At 67.8% G+C, this 17261-nt stretch carries 20 protein-coding genes; 13 read left to right on the forward strand and 7 right to left on the reverse strand.

Annotated elements, in window-relative coordinates; translation table 11 throughout:
• Nucleotides 1-3: 3 nt before the first annotated feature.
• Genes ACI2KI_RS09955 through ACI2KI_RS09970 form a run of 4 tightly spaced genes read left to right on the forward strand, consistent with a single transcriptional unit; the run spans nucleotide 4 to nucleotide 5120 of the window.
• A complete protein-coding gene (locus ACI2KI_RS09955) occupies nucleotides 4-1560 on the forward strand; it encodes a CpaE family protein (protein ID WP_404619689.1) in 1557 nt (518 codons plus the stop codon).
• Nucleotides 1561-1564: 4 nt separating this feature from the next.
• Nucleotides 1565-3139: a CpaF family protein gene (locus ACI2KI_RS09960; protein WP_292085247.1), complete on the forward strand. Its 1575-nt coding sequence runs from the start codon at nucleotides 1565-1567 to the stop codon at nucleotides 3137-3139.
• Between the two features lie 6 nt (nucleotides 3140-3145).
• Entirely contained in the window at nucleotides 3146-4120 is a 975-nt protein-coding gene (locus tag ACI2KI_RS09965; protein ID WP_404619691.1) for a type II secretion system F family protein, read from the forward strand.
• Between the two features lie 13 nt (nucleotides 4121-4133).
• Complete coding sequence (locus ACI2KI_RS09970) at nucleotides 4134-5120, forward strand: type II secretion system F family protein (protein WP_292085251.1); 987 nt, start codon at nucleotides 4134-4136, stop codon at nucleotides 5118-5120.
• Nucleotides 5121-5133: 13 nt separating this feature from the next.
• Here ACI2KI_RS09970 and ACI2KI_RS09975 read toward each other — a convergent pair whose 3' ends face one another.
• Together ACI2KI_RS09975 and ACI2KI_RS09980 are read right to left on the reverse strand one after the other, a co-directional pair.
• Entirely contained in the window at nucleotides 5134-5565 is a 432-nt protein-coding gene (locus tag ACI2KI_RS09975; protein WP_292085254.1) for an SRPBCC domain-containing protein, read from the reverse strand.
• Between the two features lie 28 nt (nucleotides 5566-5593).
• Entirely contained in the window at nucleotides 5594-5965 is a 372-nt protein-coding gene (locus tag ACI2KI_RS09980) for a hypothetical protein (RefSeq protein WP_404619693.1), read from the reverse strand.
• Nucleotides 5966-6046: 81 nt separating this feature from the next.
• Here ACI2KI_RS09980 and ACI2KI_RS09985 point away from each other — a divergent pair, with 81 nt between their 5' ends.
• The 4 genes from ACI2KI_RS09985 (at nucleotide 6047) to ACI2KI_RS10000 (ending at nucleotide 8148) form a co-directional block, all read left to right on the forward strand.
• A complete protein-coding gene (locus ACI2KI_RS09985; protein ID WP_404619695.1) occupies nucleotides 6047-7360 on the forward strand; it encodes an amidohydrolase in 1314 nt (437 codons plus the stop codon).
• Nucleotides 7361-7426: 66 nt separating this feature from the next.
• On the forward strand, nucleotides 7427-7567 hold the full coding sequence (locus tag ACI2KI_RS09990; protein WP_292085258.1) for a hypothetical protein: 141 nt from the start codon (nucleotides 7427-7429) through the stop codon (nucleotides 7565-7567).
• A gap of 30 nt (nucleotides 7568-7597) precedes the next feature.
• Entirely contained in the window at nucleotides 7598-7939 is a 342-nt protein-coding gene (locus ACI2KI_RS09995) for a RidA family protein (RefSeq protein WP_404619697.1), read from the forward strand.
• Entirely contained in the window at nucleotides 7939-8148 is a 210-nt protein-coding gene (locus ACI2KI_RS10000; protein ID WP_404619699.1) for a hypothetical protein, read from the forward strand. Before ACI2KI_RS09995 ends, ACI2KI_RS10000 begins: the two co-directional genes overlap by 1 nt.
• On the opposite strand, the gene ACI2KI_RS10005 is transcribed toward ACI2KI_RS10000, so the two are convergent.
• From ACI2KI_RS10005 to dapE, 3 genes are all read right to left on the reverse strand, one after another.
• A complete protein-coding gene (locus tag ACI2KI_RS10005) occupies nucleotides 8145-9050 on the reverse strand; it encodes a sigma-70 family RNA polymerase sigma factor (protein WP_404619701.1) in 906 nt (301 codons plus the stop codon). The genes ACI2KI_RS10000 and ACI2KI_RS10005 overlap by 4 nt on opposite strands.
• Nucleotides 9037-9501 carry a carboxymuconolactone decarboxylase family protein gene (locus ACI2KI_RS10010; RefSeq protein WP_404619703.1) on the reverse strand — a complete coding sequence of 155 codons (465 nt, stop codon included), beginning with the start codon at nucleotides 9499-9501 and terminating at the stop codon, nucleotides 9037-9039. The genes ACI2KI_RS10005 and ACI2KI_RS10010 overlap by 14 nt, the downstream gene beginning before the upstream one ends.
• Nucleotides 9502-9579: 78 nt before the next feature.
• Nucleotides 9580-10773: a succinyl-diaminopimelate desuccinylase gene (gene dapE, locus ACI2KI_RS10015; protein WP_404619705.1), complete on the reverse strand. Its 1194-nt coding sequence runs from the start codon at nucleotides 10771-10773 to the stop codon at nucleotides 9580-9582.
• A 49-nt stretch (nucleotides 10774-10822) separates the two neighbouring features.
• On the opposite strand from dapE, the gene ACI2KI_RS10020 reads away from it, so the two are divergent.
• Nucleotides 10823-11299: a cupin domain-containing protein gene (locus ACI2KI_RS10020; RefSeq protein WP_404619707.1), complete on the forward strand. Its 477-nt coding sequence runs from the start codon at nucleotides 10823-10825 to the stop codon at nucleotides 11297-11299.
• Between the two features lie 47 nt (nucleotides 11300-11346).
• On the forward strand, nucleotides 11347-12600 hold the full coding sequence (locus ACI2KI_RS10025; protein ID WP_404620249.1) for an MFS transporter: 1254 nt from the start codon (nucleotides 11347-11349) through the stop codon (nucleotides 12598-12600).
• Between the two features lie 181 nt (nucleotides 12601-12781).
• Here ACI2KI_RS10025 and ACI2KI_RS10030 read toward each other — a convergent pair whose 3' ends face one another.
• Nucleotides 12782-13816 (reverse strand): 2'-deoxycytidine 5'-triphosphate deaminase, encoded by a 1035-nt coding sequence (locus ACI2KI_RS10030; RefSeq protein WP_312064211.1) that lies wholly within the window; start codon nucleotides 13814-13816, stop codon nucleotides 12782-12784.
• A gap of 104 nt (nucleotides 13817-13920) precedes the next feature.
• On the opposite strand from ACI2KI_RS10030, the gene apaG reads away from it, so the two are divergent.
• Complete coding sequence (gene apaG, locus ACI2KI_RS10035; protein ID WP_404619709.1) at nucleotides 13921-14328, forward strand: Co2+/Mg2+ efflux protein ApaG; 408 nt, start codon at nucleotides 13921-13923, stop codon at nucleotides 14326-14328.
• A gap of 254 nt (nucleotides 14329-14582) precedes the next feature.
• Here the strand turns inward: apaG and ACI2KI_RS10040 are convergent, their stop codons facing one another.
• Nucleotides 14583-15128, reverse strand: a complete 546-nt coding sequence (locus ACI2KI_RS10040) for a GcrA family cell cycle regulator (protein ID WP_313101283.1) — start codon at nucleotides 15126-15128, stop codon at nucleotides 14583-14585.
• 231 nt (nucleotides 15129-15359) lie between these two features.
• Here ACI2KI_RS10040 and ACI2KI_RS10045 point away from each other — a divergent pair, with 231 nt between their 5' ends.
• Complete coding sequence (locus ACI2KI_RS10045) at nucleotides 15360-16184, forward strand: ABC transporter permease (protein ID WP_404619711.1); 825 nt, start codon at nucleotides 15360-15362, stop codon at nucleotides 16182-16184.
• A 49-nt stretch (nucleotides 16185-16233) separates the two neighbouring features.
• Nucleotides 16234-17130, forward strand: coding sequence for a M20/M25/M40 family metallo-hydrolase (locus tag ACI2KI_RS10050; RefSeq protein ID WP_404619713.1), 897 nt, complete (start codon nucleotides 16234-16236; stop codon nucleotides 17128-17130).
• Nucleotides 17131-17261 lie beyond the last annotated feature (131 nt).

The raw sequence follows: 17261 nt of genomic DNA on the forward strand, positions 1-17261 counted from the left end.
CAGATGACCAAGCCCTTCGCCGCACAGGATTTCGATTCGCTGGACGCGTTCGAGATGGATGACGAGTTCGTCGATGCCGTCGCGGCGACGCCGGTCGAGTCCTTGCCGTTCGCGCCGCAGTTCGACGCGGTCGAGCCGTCTGCGGATGCAGCGGCTTCCTATAATCCCGTCGGCCAACTGGTGGCCGAGACGGAGACGGCGGCGGCCGCTGTGGTCGTGGCGTCGGCGTCGCAGGTTTCTCTGGAGGAAGCGGCCGTTCCGGTCGCGCCCTCGTCCCCCGTTCTGGCGACCTATGAGCCGTCCAGCCTGTCGATCGCATCGGGCGCCTCGGTCGAGGTGTCGATCCCGCGCATCGCCGTTCACGTCTTCGCGGAGCGTCAAGACACCCTGGCTTCGGCAGAGCGCGCGGGACAGGACCGCCGCATGTCGCGGGCCACGACCCAGATCCGGGTCGGCGGCGTGGCCGCCGCCATCGAAGCCTATCGGTCGGAGCCAACCCCGCCGCTGATCGTCGTCGAAAGCATGAAGGATGCCCAGACCCTGCTCTGGGAGATCGACCAGCTGGCCGAGGTCTGCGACGCGGGCACCAAGGTGGTGATCATCGGCGCCACCAACGACATCCTTCTGTTCCGCGAGCTGATGCGGCGCGGCGTCAGCGAGTATCTGGTCGCGCCGGTCCAGCCGCTGCAGCTGATCTCGGCCATCGGCGGCCTGTTCGCTGACCCGGCCCAGCCCTTCGTCGGGCGCTCCATCGCCTTCGTCGGCGCGCGTGGCGGGGCCGGGGCCTCGGCCGTGGCCCACAACACCGCCTACGCCATGAGCGAGCGGATCGGCGTCAACACCGTCATCGTCGACTACGACCTGCCGTTCGGCACCGCCGGTCTGGACTTCAATCAGGATCCGCTTGGCGGGGTGGCCGACGCCTTGAGCCAGCCGGACCGTCTGGACGCCACCTTGCTGGACCGGATGATGGTCCGCTGCACGGACAAGCTGAGCCTGTTCGCGGCCCCCGCCACTCTGGACGCTGACTGGGATATTCAGCCGGACGCCTTCGAGGAGGTGACCACGCGGATCCGTTCGACAGCGCCCTTCGTGGTGCTGGACCTGCCGCACCTGTGGTCGGGCTGGATGCGCAAGACCCTGATCTCGGCCGACGAGGTGGTGATCGTGGCGACGCCCGATCTGGCGAGCCTGCGCAACGCCAAGAACATGATCGACCTGATCAAGCAGGGCCGTCCCAACGACGCCCCTCCGCGTCTGGTGCTGAACCAGGTCGGCGTGCCGGGACGTCCCGAAATCCCGGCCAAGGACTTCGGCTCGGCCCTGGGCATCCATCCCAGCCTGATTATTCCCTTTGACGCCAAGGTGTTCGGCGCGGCCGCCAACAACGGTCAGATGATCGTTGAGGCCGGCGCCAAGACCAAGTCGGCGGAGGCCTTCGAAACCCTGGCTCAGATTGTGTCTCGGCGCGAACTGCCGACCTCGCCCGTCAAGGGCGGGGGGGCGCCGGCCAAGAAGGGCGGCTCTCTGCTCGCCTCTCTGTTCAGCAAGAAGCGCTGAGGCCATGTTCGGCAAGCGCACCGCCCAGCCCGGCGTCGCGGTCGCCCCGCGACCCGCGCCGGCTCCCCAGCCGGCGGCGGCGGTTACGCGCCCGCTCGAGCCGGTCGACGGATTTTCGCTTGAAGAACTGGAAGCGCCTGCGCGCGCTGCGCCTGAAAGCGGTGATCGGCTGGACGCCCTGGCCGCCCGCCCGCAGCCCGCGCCCGCCGCGCCCGCGCCGGGCGGCCCGGTCAAGGGGCCGCGCGCCACGGCCGGTCTGGAGCAACTGAAGAAGGCCCAGGCGGTCGCCGAGATCGTCCGCGAGCAGTCCGACTATTATCACGCCACGAAGACGACCATCTTCAACGCGTTGATGAACACCATCGATCTGTCCCAACTGGCCCAGCTGGACCAGAAGACGGCGTCCGAGGAAATCCGCGACATCGTCGCCGAACTGGTGGCGATCAAGAACGTCTCCATGTCGGTGGCCGAGCAGGAGCACCTGGTCCAGGACATCGTCAACGATGTCCTCGGCTACGGCCCGCTGGAGCCTTTGCTGGCGCGCGACGACATCGCCGACATCATGGTCAACGGCGCCGGGCGGGTCTTCATCGAAGTCGGCGGCAAGGTGCAACTGACCAACGTCCGCTTCCGCGACAACACCCAGCTGATGAACATCTGCCAACGGATCGTGTCGCAGGTCGGCCGTCGCGTCGATGAATCCAGCCCGATCTGCGACGCCCGCCTGCCCGACGGCTCGCGCGTCAACGTCATCGCCCCGCCGCTGGCCATCGACGGTCCTACGCTGACGATCCGTAAGTTCAAGAAAGACAAGCTGACGATGAAGAACCTGGTGGAGTACGCCTCCATCAGTCCCGAGGGCGCGCGTGTCCTGGGCGTCATCGGCGCGGCGCGATGCAACCTGGTCATCTCGGGCGGTACGGGTTCCGGCAAGACGACCTTGCTCAACACCCTGACGGCCTTCATCGACCCGACCGAGCGCGTCATCACCTGCGAGGACGCCGCCGAGCTTCAACTGCAGCAGCCGCACGTCGTGCGTCTGGAAACCCGTCCGCCCAACCTGGAGGGTCAGGGCCAGATCACCATGCGGGATCTGGTCAAGAACTGTCTGCGGATGCGTCCCGAACGCATCATCGTCGGCGAGGTCCGCGGCCCGGAGGCCTTTGACCTGCTGCAGGCCATGAACACCGGCCACGACGGCTCGATGGGCACGCTTCACGCCAACTCGCCCCGCGAAGCCATCAGCCGTATGGAGTCCATGATCACCATGGGCGGCTACGGTCTGCCGTCCAAGACCATCCGCGAGATGATCGTCGGTTCGGTCGACGTCATCATCCAGGCGGCGCGTCTGCGCGACGGCTCGCGCCGCATCACCCACATCACCGAGGTGGTGGGCCTGGAAGGCGACGTCATCGTCACCCAGGACCTGTTCGTCTATGAGATCACGGGCGAGGACGCTCACGGCAAGATCACCGGCCGTCACCGTTCGACCGGCATCGCCCGTCCGCGCTTCTGGGACCGCGCGCGCTATTACGGGCTGGAGCGCGAACTGGCCGAAGCCCTGGACGCGGCGGAGTAGGGCCTGATGCTTCCCATTCTCGCGGCGTTCCTCGCCTTCATCACCATCGGCGGCGTGGGCTGGGTTCTTGTCGGCGGGGACGATACGTCGGCCCAGGCGGTCAAGCGCGCCAAGTCCATCGGCGCGGCCAAGGCTGAACCGGCCGGCAAGCGCGCCGCCGTGGTCAACACGCCCGAGGCGCGCCGCAAGCAGATCATGCAGCAGCTGCAGGAGGTTGATCGGCGCGACCGCAAGGCGCGCATGACCCTGAGCGCCAAGCTCAAGCAGGCCGACCTGCCGATCAGCCTGCGCACCTTCATCATCATCAGCGTGGTCCTGGGCGTCATCGGCGCCGCCGCGGCCTTCGTGCTCGGCCTCAATCCCCTGCTGGCGCTGGGCGTCGGCGTGGCCATGGGGCTGGGCATGCCCCGTTGGGTCGTGAGCATGAGGGGCAAGAAGCGGATGAAGCAGTTCTCGCTCGCCTTCGCCGACGCCGTCGACATCCTGGTGCGCGGCATCAAGACCGGCCTGCCCGTCCACGACTGCTTCAAGATCATCGCGCGCGAGAGCCCGCAGCCCCTGGCTGGAGAGTTCCAGCTTCTGGTCGAAGGGCTTGGCGTCGGGATGACGCTGAGTGAGGCGCTGGACAAGATGTTCGAGCGCATGCCGGTTCCTGAACTGAAGTTCTTCGCCATCGTCATCGCCATCCAGCAGAAGAGCGGCGGCAACCTGGCCGAGGCGCTCGGCAACCTGACGTCGGTGCTTCGGGCGCGGCGGATGATGGGTGAAAAGATCAAGGCCATGTCGTCGGAAGCCATCGCCTCGGCCGGCATCATCGGCTCCCTGCCGCCGGTGGTCATGATCCTCGTGATGATCTCCAGCCCGGCCTACATGATGCTGCTGTTCACCGACATGCGCGGTCAGGCGATGCTTCTGGGGGCGGGGCTCTGGATGGGCTGCGGCATCTTCATGATGAAGCGCATGATCTCGTTCAAGTTCTGAGGGGGAGGACGCCGTGGACAGCTTTTTGCGATTTATCACCGACCCTCAGAACCTGCTGAGCATCGGCGTGGGCGTCGCCGTCTTCGCCAGCGTTCTGACGCTGCTGAGCTCCTTCACGGGGGGGGCGCGTCTCGACAAGCGCATGAAGGCGGTGGGCGAGCGCCGCGAGGAGCTGAAGCGCCGTTCGCGGCAGGCCATGAAGGGCGGCGCCGGCAGCCCGGCCACGCTGCGTCACTCGGATGAAGGCTTCAAGAAGCGCGTCGTCGACCGTCTGAACCTGACCCAGCTGCTGGAAGACCCCAAGGTCGCCGAGAACATGATCCAGGCGGGGTTCCGTGGGCCCCGTCCTCTGACCACCTTCTACTTCTTCCGCTTCGCCACGCCTTTTATCTTTATGGTGCTGACGGGCCTCTACCTGTTCGTGGTCAACGACTTCGGCATGACCCTGACGCTGAAGCTCTGCGTCCTGGTGTTCGCAGCGGCGGCGGGCTTCTACGCCCCGAACATCTATGTCCAGAACCGCATCGCTTCACGGCGTCAGTCGATTGTGGCGGCCTTCCCCGACTCCCTCGACCTGCTGCTGATCTGCGTGGAGTCGGGCATGTCCATCGAGGCGGCGATTCAGAAGGTCAGCCAGGAGGTCGGCGGCCAGTCGATCGAACTGGCCGAGGAACTCAGCCTCTTGTCGGCCGAGCTTTCCTATCTGCCCGACCGGCGCATGGCCTATGAGGGGATGGCCAAGCGGACCAATCATCCCGGCATCCGCGCCGTCGCCACGGCCATGACCCAGGCCGAGACCTATGGCACGCCGCTGGGCTCCGCCCTGCGGGTGATGGCCAAGGAAAATCGCGAACTGCGTCTGGCCGCCGCAGAGAAAAAGGCCGCCGCCCTGCCGGCCAAACTGACCGTGCCGATGATCGTCTTCTTCCTGCCCGTGCTGTTCGTGGTCATCCTGGGACCGGCGATCATCAACATTCAGGACATGATGAAGGGCGGCTGAGCCGCCCGCGTCTTCATCCCTCGGCGGCGCGCTTGAGCGCTTCGGCGATGTCCTCATAGGCGCCGCGGATCAGCTTGCGATGCTTGTCGTGGAACAGTTCGCCGCGCAGGCCCGAGAAGATCACGCCGTTGGCGACGATGCAGTTGCCGCGCTCCAACTCCTCGATCTCATAGTAGCGGATGGCGTTGAACATGAAGCCGCGCTTCTCGGCCCAGACCAGCTGGGCGTAGGGCTGCCAGTCGCCGAGGCGGGCCTGGACCTGGCGTTCCGCCATGCCGGGCAGGGCCTCGGTCAGGCTGATGCCGGCGCCAAAGGCCAGGGCGCCGGCGACCCCGGTCTCATAGGGGTTCCAGCTATGCCAGTTCTCGAGATCGCTGAGGATCTCCCAGATGCGGTCCGACGGCGCGTTCACGCCGATACGCTTCTCGATACGGGTCGTGTCCATGATCTGCCTCTGACACGGCTTTTCGACTTTAGGAAGTCGTCTCGGCGGCGGGCGCGGGCAAGGGCGGCTTGAGGCGGCGTCCGTCGTCCAGACCCAGCCGCGCCTTGACCTCGAACAGGTCGGCCCCGGCGGGCACGATCAGCAGTTCCTCGGGGCGGCGGGCGTTGACGGCCACCACGGCGTTCTTCGGGCAGACGTCGAAGCAGTCTGCGCCGACCACGGCCAGGTCGGCCTTGCGCCCCTTGCCCGCATGCAGATAGCGGCGCAGGGCCTTCTTCAAGGTCTTGTCGCCGTCGGGACCAAAGCCGCCGTCCAGCTTCTTCGAGCATTTTCGACACACCAGAACCACCTCGTTCCAGCGGGTTTTCGACACCTTGAAGGTTTTGGGCGTCTTGCTCATGGCCTGAAGATCGGCGTTCGCGACGGCTTGCACAAGCAGGGTTCGCCCGCGCAACATGATCTTCACAAAGAGGAGCCCGCCATGACCGTCCGCCCATGCTTGAGCCTGTCCGCCGTCCTGGTGCTCCTGTCGGCGGGCGCCGCCGCCGCCCAGGTCCCGCAGGCGACGGTTTCGGCGGCGGTGGATCGGGTCATGCCCGAGGTCGTGGCCTGGCGGCGCGACCTGCATCAGCATCCTGAACTGGGTTTCGCCGAGACACGCACCGCCGGCGTGGTCGCCGACCATCTGCGGTCGCTGGGGATGGAGGTCCGCACCGGGGTCGGCAAGACAGGCGTGGTCGGCGTGCTGCGCGGGGCGCGCCCCGGCCGCACGGTGGCGCTGCGCGCCGACATGGACGCCCTGCCGGTCAAGGAGGCGACGGGGCTGGCCTTCGCCTCGACCGCCACGGGAACCTACATGGGCGAAACCGTGCCGGTGGCCCATGCCTGCGGCCATGACGCCCACGTCGCCATGCTGATGGGAGCCGCCGAGGTTCTGGCCGGCATGAAGGAACAGATCAGCGGCACGGTCGTCTTCATCTTCCAGCCGGCCGAGGAAGGCGCGCCTCCGGGCGAGCCTCTGGGCGGGGCCGCCCTGATGATCCAGGAGGGCGCGCTGAAGGACCCGGCGCCCGAGGCCATTTTCGGCCTTCATGTCGTGCCCGGCGCTCCGGGCACCATCTTCTATCGACCGCAGGGCTTCATGGCGGCCTCGGATCGGGTCGACATCGTCCTGCACGGCAAGCAGACGCACGGGGCCTGGCCGTGGAAGGGCGTCGACGTGATCTCCGCCGCCGCCAATGTCGTTCAGACGGTCAACACCCTGACGGCGCGCACCATCGATCCCACCACAACGCCGACGGTCTTCACTATCGCGACGATGGACGCGGGCGTGCGCTACAACATCATTCCCGACCGCGCGACGCTGAGCGGCACCTTGCGCACCTTCGATGTCGCCCAGCGCGACACCCTGGTGGCCAGGGCCGAGGCGGCCATCGACCATGTGGCCGAAGCCTACGGCGCGACCGCCGACTTCTCCGTTCGGCAGAATGCGGCTCTGGTCTTCAACGACGAGGCGCTCTCGGCCTGGCTGGCGCCGGTGCTGGAGGAGGCTGCGGGGGTCGGCAAGGTCAATCCCGCCACGCCCGCGACCACGGTGGCCGAGGACTTCAGCTACTTCCAGCGCGCGGTTCCCGGCGTCTTCTACCACCTGGGCGGCAGCCCGGACGGCGTTGATCCGGCGACAGCGGCGCCCAATCACTCGCCGGAGTTCGACGTCAATGAGAAGGTGTTGCCGCTGGGCGTGAAGGCCCACGTCTTCAGCGCGCTCCGCTTCCTGGAGCGACAACAAAACTGATTGTTTCTGTTTATCAAGGGGTAAGCATGGGCGGCGCATCCTCGGGCGTCTGACGAGGAAAAGCCGATGTCGCGCCTGCCGGTTAAACTGCCGCCCGCCGCCAATCAGCCCGCACGCGGCCGACCGCGCGACCTCGTCTTCTTCTGCATCGCCTTTGCGGCGGTCTTCCTCGCGGCCCTTCTGGTGATGGAGATGATGCTGGGTTAAGCCGGTGGCCTGATTTCAAGAGGCCTCCCCATGATCACCCGCATCCAGCCCGGCGCCCGCATGAGCGAGGCCGTCATCCACGGAAACACCGTCTATCTGGCCGGTCAGGTCGGCGAGCCGGGCGACGACATCACGGCCCAGACGAAGACGACGCTGGCCGAGATCGACGCCCTGCTGGCCCAGGCCGGCACCGACAAGTCCAACATCCTGATGGCCACCATCTGGCTGGCCGACATCGCCGACTTCGAGGCCATGAACGCCGTCTGGGACGCCTGGGTCGACAAGGCCAATCCGCCCGCCCGCGCCACCAGCGAAGGCAAGCTGGCCTCGCCCGACTACCTGGTTGAGATCATCGTCGTGGCGGCGGTCTGATGACCCTCGACAAGGACAGCGAACTGGAGCGCTTCAAGGCGACGCGCGTCACCGCCCTGTACCGCCTCGATCTGATCGAGAAGGGCGCGCAACTGACCTATGAGGACGGCACGCCCGTCGATATGGCCTCGGAAAAGCAGCGCCTGAAGGATCAGGTCGCCGACATGGATCGCCGCATCGCCCGGCTGGAGGCGGCGGGCGAGGCCTAGTTCGCCGCTTCGCGGCCGGGCAGGTCCAGCAGGGCGGCGACGCGCGCCAGCTTGTCCGGGTTGCGGGTGATGAAGATGTCGACGATCCGCCCGTCCTCGATGGCCAGGGCGGTCGTCTGCAACACTCGGCCGCGCTCCAGGCTGACATAGCCGGGCAGGCCGTCGATCCACATGGGGCGGATCATCTCAAAGGCCTCGGCGCCGTATTTGCGGTTCAGGCCGGCAAAGAGGCGCAGCAGCTTGCGGGCGCCGTGGATCGGGTTGTGGAAGGCGATGACCTTGCCGCCGCCGTCGGCTCTCAGGGTCGCCCCTTCCGCCAGCAGGGCGCCCAGGGCCGCCAGGTCGCCGGACCGCGAGGCGTCGAAGAAGGCGCGAGCGATCCGTTCGCCCTCCTCGGGTTCGACGGCGTAGCGGGGGCGCGCCTCCTGCACATGGCGACGGGCGCGGCTGGCCAGTTGCCGCACCGAGGCGGGATCGCGGTCCAGGGTCGCCGCCACCTCGTCGAAGCCGACCTCGAACACGTCGTGCAGCAGGAAGGCGGCGCGCTCCAGCGGCGACAGCCGCTCCATGGCGGTCATCAGCGAGAGGGTCAGGTCGTCGGCGAAGGTCTCGGCGTCCGCCTCTGGCCCCGTGATCAGGGGCTCGGGCAGCCAGGAGCCGACATAGGTCTCGCGCCGCGCGCGGGCGGATTTCAGCAGGTCGAGCGCCAGCCGCGTCGTGGTCCGCGTCAGCCAGGCGGCGGGTTCGCGGATCTCGGCCGGATCGATCCGGCTCCAGCGCAGCCAGGCATCCTGCACCACGTCTTCCGCCTCGGCCAGCGAACCCAGCATGCGGTAGGCGAGGCGCGCCAGCCGGGGCCGGTGCGCCTCGAAGACCTCGGTGGCGGGATCAGGCCGCGACACGCGCCGGTTCCGCAGGATGGGCCAGGCGGAAGCCGACCGCCAGACGGTTCCACACATTGATCGCCCCGATGGCGAAGCTCAGGTTGACCTGTTCGGCCTCGCTGAACTCGGCCTTCAAGATTTCATAGTCGGCGTCCGGGGCCTGGGTCTGTTCGATCCGGGTCAGGCTCTCGGCCCAGGCCAGGGCGGCGCGCTCGCGCGGGGTATAGAGCGAGGCCTCGCGCCAGGCGGCCAGCAGATGCAGCCGGACTTCGCTCTCGCCAGCCTTGCGGGCGTCGGCGGTGTGCATGTGCAGGCAGAAGGCGCAGCCGTTGATCTGCGAGACGCGGGTCTTCAGCAGTTCCAGCAGGCTGTGTTCCAGGCCGCTGGCGCCGATGGTCTGCTCCAGCTTGATCATGGCCTGATAGGCGTCGGGGGCGACCTTGAAGGGGCTGGCGATACGCGGGGTCATGTCATCTCTCCTCAGCGCCTGATTGCGCGTCGCCTCCATGACGAGACAGGCCGCCCGCCTGTGACATGACCCGTCGAATTATTGCTCCAGCCGCTCGAACACCGTGGTGATGACGGCCTGGTAGGCGTCGGTCAGGGCGCGCAACTCGGCCTCGGGCACGCGCTCGTCGATCTGGTGCATGGTCTGGCCGACCAGGCCCAGTTCCAGCACCGGGCATAGGGCGCGGATGAAGCGGGCGTCCGAGGTGCCGCCCGTGGTCGAGGCCTCGGGGCGACGGCCCAGCGTCGCCTCCACCGCGTCCTGCACCGCCGTGACGAAGACGCCCGGCTCGGTCAGGAAGGCTTCGCCCGAACACATGTGCTCCAGTTCGATGCGCAGGCCGGTCTCGGCCTGCACGAGGCCCGCCTCGCGGTTCAGCCAGTCGATCAGCCCGTCGCCGGTGTGGGTCGGGTTGAAGCGGATGTTCAGGCGGGCCTTCGCCTCGGCGGGGATGATGTTGGTCGCCGGATTGCCCACGTCGATGGTGGTGATCTCGAGGTTCGACGGCGGAAATTCCGGGTAACCCGTGTCGAGGACGTGGGCGTCGAGGCGGGCCAGCAGCTTGGCCACGACCGGGGCCGGGTTGGCGGCGCGGTCGGGATAGGCGACGTGGCCCTGCTTGCCGTGGACGGTGATCCAGGTGTTGAGCGAGCCGCGCCGTCCGACCTTGATCATGTCGCCGAGATGGTGGGCCGAAGAGGGTTCGCCGACCACGCAGGCGTCGATCACCTCGCCCTCGGCGGCCAGGGCCTCGACCACCCGCTTGGTGCCGTGCAGGGCCGGGCCTTCCTCGTCGCCGGTGATCAGGAAGGAGAGGGAGCCGGGCACGTCGCCGTCTGTCAGCACGCGCGAGACGGCGGCGACCCAGGCGGCGATGCCGCCCTTCATGTCCACGGCGCCGCGTCCGTAGAGGATGCCGTCGCGGGTCTCGCCCTCGAAGGGGGCGGCGGTCCAGGCGGCGACGTCGCCGGTCGGCACCACGTCGGTGTGGCCCGCGAAGCAGAGATTAGGCGAGGCCGTGCCGCGTCGGGCGTAGAGGTTCTCGATGCGGGCGTCATGACCCACGCCGGTAGGGCCCTCGAACACCATGCGACGGCAGGTGAAGCCCAGGCCGGTCAGGGCGCGTTCCAGCACGTCCATCGCCCCTTCGTCGGCGGGGGTGACGGAGGGAATGCGGATCAGGTCGCGGGTCAGTTCGACAGGATCAATGACGGAATGTGATGCGGCGCTCATGGGCTCTATGCTTTAGGCATATCCCGCATCCGCGAGAAGGCCCGAAACCGTGCCGAAGATCGACATCGAAACTGCGCCGACCGGGCATGGCACCGGCTACCCGGAGGAATTCGCCGCCCCGTGCAAGTCGCGGCGGCGCTGGCGGCTGGGCGACGCGGTCGGCCTGGACCAGTTCGGGGTCAATCTGCTGCGCCTGCCCGCCGGCGCCTGGTCCAGCCAGCGCCACTGGCACAGCGCCGAGGACGAGTTCGTCTGGGTGGTCGAGGGCGAGGTGGTTCTGGTCGAGGAGGACGGCGAGACGGTGCTGCGTCCCGGCGACTGCGCCGGCTTCAAGGCGGGGGTCGCCAACGGCCACAAGATCGAGAACCGCAGCGACCGTGACGCGGTGCTGCTGGAGGTCGGTTCGCGCTGCCCGGCTGACGACGCCTGCGACTATCCCGACATCGACATGATCCTCCCCAAGGGCGCCGACCGCTACTTCCATCGCGACGGAACGCCCTATCCGAAGACGCCCCGAAGAACGTGACCACTGAATCCGTAGACACCGCCCCGACCGTTCCGCCCCAGCCGCCGTTGCCCCCTGGTTCGCACGACGGCGGCCCGTCCAGCCCCTGGGCCATTCGCGATTTCCGCCTGTTGTGGGTCGGGCGCGTGGCGGCGGTCCTGGGCATCCAGATCCAGTCCTCGGCCCTGCTGTGGCAGGTCTATGAGATCGCCCGTCGCGACCATCCTATCGCCGAAGCCAGCCTCTATCTGGGGCTGGTGGGCCTGTGTCAGTTCCTGCCGCTGCTGGCCTTCACCTTGCCGGCCGGGGCCATGGCCGACCGGCGCGACCGCAAGCACACCGTCACCCTGTCCATCGTGATCGAGAGTCTGTGCGCCCTGGCCTTTCTCGCCATGGCCCTGCACGGCGCGCCGCCGCTGTGGGGGCTGCTGGCGGTGGCCGCCGTCTTCGGCGCGGCGCGCGCCTTCCTCGCCCCGGCCAGCCAGGCCTTCCTGCCCATGGTGGTGGGGCGCAAGGCCCTGCCGCCGGCCATCGCGGCCCAGTCCATCGCCTTCCAGACAGGGGCCATTGCCGGCCCGGCGCTGGGCGGGGTCATCGTCGGGTTTGCGGTGCCCTGGGCCTACGCCTCGGCCATGGCTCTTTTCCTGGTCGCCATCGGCTGCTTCTTGCTGATCCGCACCCGGGGCAAGCCGCAGTTCGTCGAGACGGGCGTGGGGCCGCTGGATCTGGTCAAGGAAGGCCTGGCCTATGTCTGGAAGACCAAGATCGTCCTGGGCGCCATCTCGCTGGACCTGGTCGTGGTCCTGTTGGCGGGGGTGGCCCTGCTGACGCCGATCTTCGCGCGCGACATCCTGCACGTCGGGCCGCAGGGCTTCGGCCTGCTGCGCGCCGCCTTCGGAGTCGGGGCCCTGCTCATGGCCCTCTACCTCAGCCGCTTTCCCATCGTGCGGCACGGGGGGCGCTGGATGTTCGCGGCTGTGGCTGTGTTCGGGATCTGCACCCTGATCTTCGGCCTGTCCAAGAGCGTCTGGCTGTCGGGCGCGGTTCTGTTCATCGGCGGGGCCGCCGACATGATCAGCGTCAACATTCGCCAGACCCTGATCCAGCTGGCCACGCCGGATCACATGCGCGGACGGGTATCGTCGGTGTCCATGCTGTTCATCGGCGCCTCCAACGAACTGGGCGAGGCCTATTCCGGCGTCATGGTGCGCCTGCTCGGTCCCATCGGAGCGGCGGTGTTCGGCGGGGTCGGGGCTCTGGCCGCGACCGGCATCTGGGCCAAGGTCTTCCCCAGCCTGAGGAAGGCGAACCGGCTGACCTAAATCCTTCTCCCCTTGAGGGAGAAGGTGTCGTGCGAAGCATGACGGATGAGGGGTGTCGGCGCCGCCGCTCTGTGGCTAGGCAGGCAAAAGAAAAGCGCCGCGATCCTTCGACCGCGGCGCTCACACCCCTCATCCGAGCGCCTCCGGCGCCCACCTTCTCCCTCAAGGGGAGAAGGGCAGATCAGCCCCAGGGGCGGAAGTGTTTCGACAGCTTCAGGCCCTGGCTCTGATAGTGGCTGCCGCCTTCGCCATAGAGGCGGGTCGGGCGTTCCGTCAGCGGCTCATAAACCAGGCGGGCGACGATCTGGCCGTGTTCCAGCAGGAAGGGGGTGTCGTGGGTGCGAACCTCCAGCACGCCCTTGGAGCCGGCGCCGTGGGCCTCGTCCGTGCCGAAGCCGGGGTCGAAGAAGCCGGCGTAGTGGACGCGGAATTCGCCGACCGAGGGGTCGATCGGGGTCATCTCGGCGGCCTGATCAACCGGGATCTCCACATCGTCCGACGAGGCCAGGATGTAGAACTCGCCCGGATCCAGCAGCAGTTCGCCGCGACGCAGGGTCAGGGGTTCCCAGAAGTCGCGCGGGTCGTGGCCGTCGATGTGGTCCATGTTGACCACGCCTGCGTGGCGGCGGCCGCGATAGCCGACGACGCCGTTGTCGCCCGCGCGCAGGTCGACGCCGACGCTGCGGGTCTCCAGCTTGGGCGGCTCGCCGGCCTTGAGGCGCAGCTGGTTCAGACGGGTGCCCGGCTTGACCAGGATGGAGAAGGTCTGGGGCGCGATCTCCAGATAGAGCGGGCCGTCATAGCCCTCGTCCACGTCGTCGAAGCTGCCGCCCTTGTCGGTCAGCAGGCGCACGAAGACGTCGACGCGGCCGGTCGAGCTTTTCGGGTTGGCGCGGGCGTTCAGGCCCTTGGGCAGACTGAGGCGCTCCTGCAGGCGGGCGATGTAGACGCAGCCCTTTTCCAGCACGACGCCGCCCGACAGGTCGATGGCGTGCATCTCCACGTCGTTGATGCGGTCCTCGACCTTGCGCTGGCCGGGCAGGAAGGAGGCGCGCACGCGCCAGGCCTGGTTCGAAAGGCGCAGGTCCAGGCTCGCCGGCTGCACCTGGTCGTGGTCGAAGGGGGTGTCGGACTTGATCGCGCCGACAGCGATCAGGGTCTCGATGCCCTGGAAGGGCAGAATGCCGGGCTGGGCGGGAATCTCGAAGATGCTCATGCCGTCCTGTCTCACACGGATTTTTCCATCTGTCTCGCTTCGGAATGCGACATCCGCAGCGCCAGACGGGTTGAACCCCGAGGTCGGCGGGCTGCATATAGCCTATGCACGCGCCTCCTGCCTATACCGCCGAAACCGAAGGCGTCGTCGTCCGCGTCCGCCCCTCCTATCTGGCGGCCCAGTCGGATCCGGCGGCGGGACGCTGGGTCTGGGCCTATCAGATCGAGATCGTCAACCTGACCGGATCGCCGGTGCAGCTGGTGGCGCGGCGCTGGACCATCACCGACGCCTATGGCCACGTCGAGGAAGTGCGTGGTCAGGGCGTGGTCGGCGAACAGCCGGTGATCGAGGCCGGCGACAGCTATTCCTACGCCTCGGGCTGTCCGCTGGGCGCGCCGTCCGGGTCGATGGTCGGCGCCTACTACATGACCGACGTCGACGGGCGAATGTTCGAGGCGGCCATCCCGGCCTTCAGCCTGGACGTGCCGGATGCGCGGCGGACGCTGAACTAAGGAGCGGCGCGGCCCTCAAGCAGCGCGAAGCGCGGTAGGGCCAATAAAAAACCCCCGCCTTGCGGCGAGGGCGATAGGGCTGCGTCAACCCGGATGAACCGCAGCCCCCTGATTTCATCCGGCAAGCCGGACGAAATCAGTTTCTTTGCGGGCCGCGGTCAAAAGGCTCCGCCTTTTCGACCCGACGCGGCCTGGCGCTTCGCGCGCGCTCAAGCAGCGAGCCGCCGCGCGGCGAGCGATAGCGCCCTTAAGTCTTAGATATAGCGACGCAGGCTGCGGGCCAGTTCGCTGGCGCCGTCCTTGGATGCGCCCTTGCGGATCTGGGGCTGGTAGGCGACGCGGGCGTGTTCGCCGCAATAGACGCCTTCCGAGGCGCGACGGCCGCAGAAGCTGAACTCGCGCGACGACGGGTCGCCGATCGGCCATTTGCACATGTGGGCGCCGAGGGTCAGCACCGTGGCCGTGCCGGGCAGTTCCGGGGTCGGGGCCGGAGCGACCGGCTGGGCGACCATGACCGGACGCGGGGCCGCAGCCTCGATGCGGCGCGGGGCCGACGGGGCCTGGGCCGGAGCGGCCGGAGCCGCCGGGCGCGGACGGGTGGCGGCGCGGGGGAAGGTGGTGCGGGCCGGTTGCGACGGCGCGGCGCGGCCCGACAGGCCCAGGCGGTGCACCTTGCCGATCACGGCGTTGCGGGTCACGCCGCCGCCCAGGGTCTTGGCGATCTGGCTGGCCGACTGGCCTTCCAGCCAGAGCTTCTTCAACGCGCCGACGCGGTCTTCAGTCCAGCTTGCTGCGGTCATGGCCACCCTCCCGGGGATCGGATTCAATATCTTGGGTCATCGACGAATTTCCCCGCCTCGACCTGCTACTAATCGTAAAGCAGGGCTTAAAACACGCAAGATGTGGCAATTCAGCTGTCCACAGAAACCAGATGTAGTGTGGTTAACGTCCCGTTTTGAATCAGTTTTGCGTCTCTTCATCGAACGCCGGGCGCCTTGCGAAACCAGCTTTGCGGGCGCATCTGGGCGCCTATGAAGACCGATCTCGCCTCCACCGCTCCCTCGGGCCTGCCTCAACCGCGTCGCTATGACGGGATCAACTGGGTCGGCCTGCGCACCCTCTACCTGCGCGAGGTGCGCCGTTTCTGGAAGGTGGGCGCCCAGACCGTGGCGGCGCCCGTGGTGACGACCCTGCTCTACATGCTGGTCTTCGTGGTGGCCTTGAAGGGCGCGCGGCCGCCGTTGCACGGCACCCCCTTCGCCGAGTTCGTGGCGCCCGGCCTGATCATGATGGCCATTCTGCAGAACGCCTTCGCCAATGCTTCGTCCAGCCTGATCCAGGCCAAGATCATGGGTACGGCGACCGACTTCCTGACCCCGCCGCTCAGCCCGCTGGAGCTGACCATCGGCTTCACCCTGGGCGCGGCGACGCGCGGGGTGGCGGTCGGACTGGTGACGGCCCTGTGCGTCCTGCCCTTCGCCAAGCTGGGCGTGGCCAATGTCGCGCTGATCGTCTGGTTCGGCCTGATCGCCTCCCTGCTGATGGGGATGACCGGCGTGCTGGCGGGCCTGTGGTCCGAGAAGTTCGACCACCTGTCGGCGGTGCAAAACTTCGTGGTCATGCCCATGACCTTCCTGTCGGGCACCTTCTACTTGATCGACAGCCTGCCTGAGCCCTTCGCCAGCATCAGCCGTTTCAACCCCTTCTTCTACCTGATCGACGGCTTCCGGGCGGGCTTCATCGGCCACGCCGAGGGGAGTCTGATGATCGGCGTGGTCATGAGCGCTGTTCTGACGGTTCTGATGGGCGCGGCCTGCTGGCTGGTGTTCCGTTCGGGCTGGCGCCTGAAGAGCTGAGCCGTTAGGCAGGATCGAACGCCCCCGGGGAGGGGCTTGGGAGGTCCTCATGCTGTTTCGATCCGCTCTGGCGTCCGCTGTCGCCGCCGTCGCGTTCCTGTCCACGCCCGTCGTGGCGCAGGACGCCGAGGCGCTGAAGGCGCAGGTCGCCGCCTACGTCCAGCCGTCGAATGCCGAGCGGATGAATGTGCTGCTGACCCAGCTGCGCGCCGCGGGCTTCAACCCGACCGTCGAGACCTTCGAGGGCGGCGGGCGCGCCGGCCCGATGCAGGGCTCCAACGTCGTCGTGACGATCGGGGATGGTCCCAAGGAAATCCTGCTGACCGCCCACTATGACGCGGTGAAGCTGCGCGACGGGACCATGTCGCAAGGCGTGGTCGATAACGCCGGGTCGGTGGTGGCCCTGATCGAGGCCGCCAAGATCCTGAAGGACAAGCCGCTGTCGCACCGCGTGCGAGTCATCTTCTTCGACCAGGAGGAGCTGGGCCTGGTCGGCGCGCGCAAGTGGATCGAGGCGCACGGCGTCGCCAATGTCGCCGCCGTGGTCAACTCGGACGTCGCGGCCTATGGCGACGCCATGATGTACGGCCAGAACAACGGGGCGCAGTCGGCCTTCGTCACTCGCGCCGTTCAGGAGCTGTGCGCCGAGCGCGCCATGCAGTGCGTCGGCTTCCCCGTCTATCCGCCGTCGGACGACCGCGCCTTCTCGGCGGCGGGCGCGCCGGTGGTGTCGCTGGGCTTCCAGGACGAGATCGGCGCCCACCAGATGTGGCTGGCCTTCAACGGCGGTGAGGAGAAGGGGCTGGCCGAGGGCTTCACGCCCAAGGTCTTCCGCGTGATCCACACCAAGGATGACGCTATCGAGGCCGTCGAGGGCGCGACCATCGCCACGGCCGGCGCGACCTATGCCGCCCTGATCCAGAAGCTGGACGCGCAGCTGCGCTGAAATCGCGCCCGGCGTGGTGTTGACTAAGCCGGAATAGCGCCCGACAAGTTCGTCGCCTTTTTCAAAGCGGTCCCGCAGCCAAGGTTGCGGGACCGTCGCTCTTTATGGAGTCTGCCTGTGTCCGGTCATCT

This window comes from Brevundimonas sp. NPDC046655 (assembly GCF_044901625.1).
GTDB lineage: Bacteria > Pseudomonadota > Alphaproteobacteria > Caulobacterales > Caulobacteraceae > Brevundimonas.

Bases quoted from the DNA above. Each gene is read 5' to 3' on its own strand.
- ACI2KI_RS09955 (WP_404619689.1), top strand. From the start codon at position 4: ATGACCAAGCCCTTCGCCGCACAGGATTTCGATTCGCTGGACGCGTTC.
- ACI2KI_RS09960 (WP_292085247.1), top strand. From the start codon at position 1,565: ATGTTCGGCAAGCGCACCGCCCAGCCCGGCGTCGCGGTCGCCCCGCGA.
- ACI2KI_RS09965 (WP_404619691.1), top strand. From the start codon at position 3,146: ATGCTTCCCATTCTCGCGGCGTTCCTCGCCTTCATCACCATCGGCGGC.
- ACI2KI_RS09975 (WP_292085254.1), bottom strand. From the start codon at position 5,565: ATGGACACGACCCGTATCGAGAAGCGTATCGGCGTGAACGCGCCGTCG.
- ACI2KI_RS09980 (WP_404619693.1), bottom strand. From the start codon at position 5,965: ATGAGCAAGACGCCCAAAACCTTCAAGGTGTCGAAAACCCGCTGGAAC.
- ACI2KI_RS09985 (WP_404619695.1), top strand. From the start codon at position 6,047: ATGACCGTCCGCCCATGCTTGAGCCTGTCCGCCGTCCTGGTGCTCCTG.
- ACI2KI_RS09990 (WP_292085258.1), top strand. From the start codon at position 7,427: ATGTCGCGCCTGCCGGTTAAACTGCCGCCCGCCGCCAATCAGCCCGCA.
- ACI2KI_RS09995 (WP_404619697.1), top strand. From the start codon at position 7,598: ATGATCACCCGCATCCAGCCCGGCGCCCGCATGAGCGAGGCCGTCATC.
- ACI2KI_RS10000 (WP_404619699.1), top strand. From the start codon at position 7,939: ATGACCCTCGACAAGGACAGCGAACTGGAGCGCTTCAAGGCGACGCGC.
- ACI2KI_RS10010 (WP_404619703.1), bottom strand. From the start codon at position 9,501: ATGACCCCGCGTATCGCCAGCCCCTTCAAGGTCGCCCCCGACGCCTAT.
- dapE (WP_404619705.1), bottom strand. From the start codon at position 10,773: ATGAGCGCCGCATCACATTCCGTCATTGATCCTGTCGAACTGACCCGC.
- ACI2KI_RS10030 (WP_312064211.1), bottom strand. From the start codon at position 13,816: ATGAGCATCTTCGAGATTCCCGCCCAGCCCGGCATTCTGCCCTTCCAG.
- apaG (WP_404619709.1), top strand. From the start codon at position 13,921: ATGCACGCGCCTCCTGCCTATACCGCCGAAACCGAAGGCGTCGTCGTC.
- ACI2KI_RS10040 (WP_313101283.1), bottom strand. From the start codon at position 15,128: ATGACCGCAGCAAGCTGGACTGAAGACCGCGTCGGCGCGTTGAAGAAG.
- ACI2KI_RS10045 (WP_404619711.1), top strand. From the start codon at position 15,360: ATGAAGACCGATCTCGCCTCCACCGCTCCCTCGGGCCTGCCTCAACCG.
- ACI2KI_RS10050 (WP_404619713.1), top strand. From the start codon at position 16,234: ATGCTGTTTCGATCCGCTCTGGCGTCCGCTGTCGCCGCCGTCGCGTTC.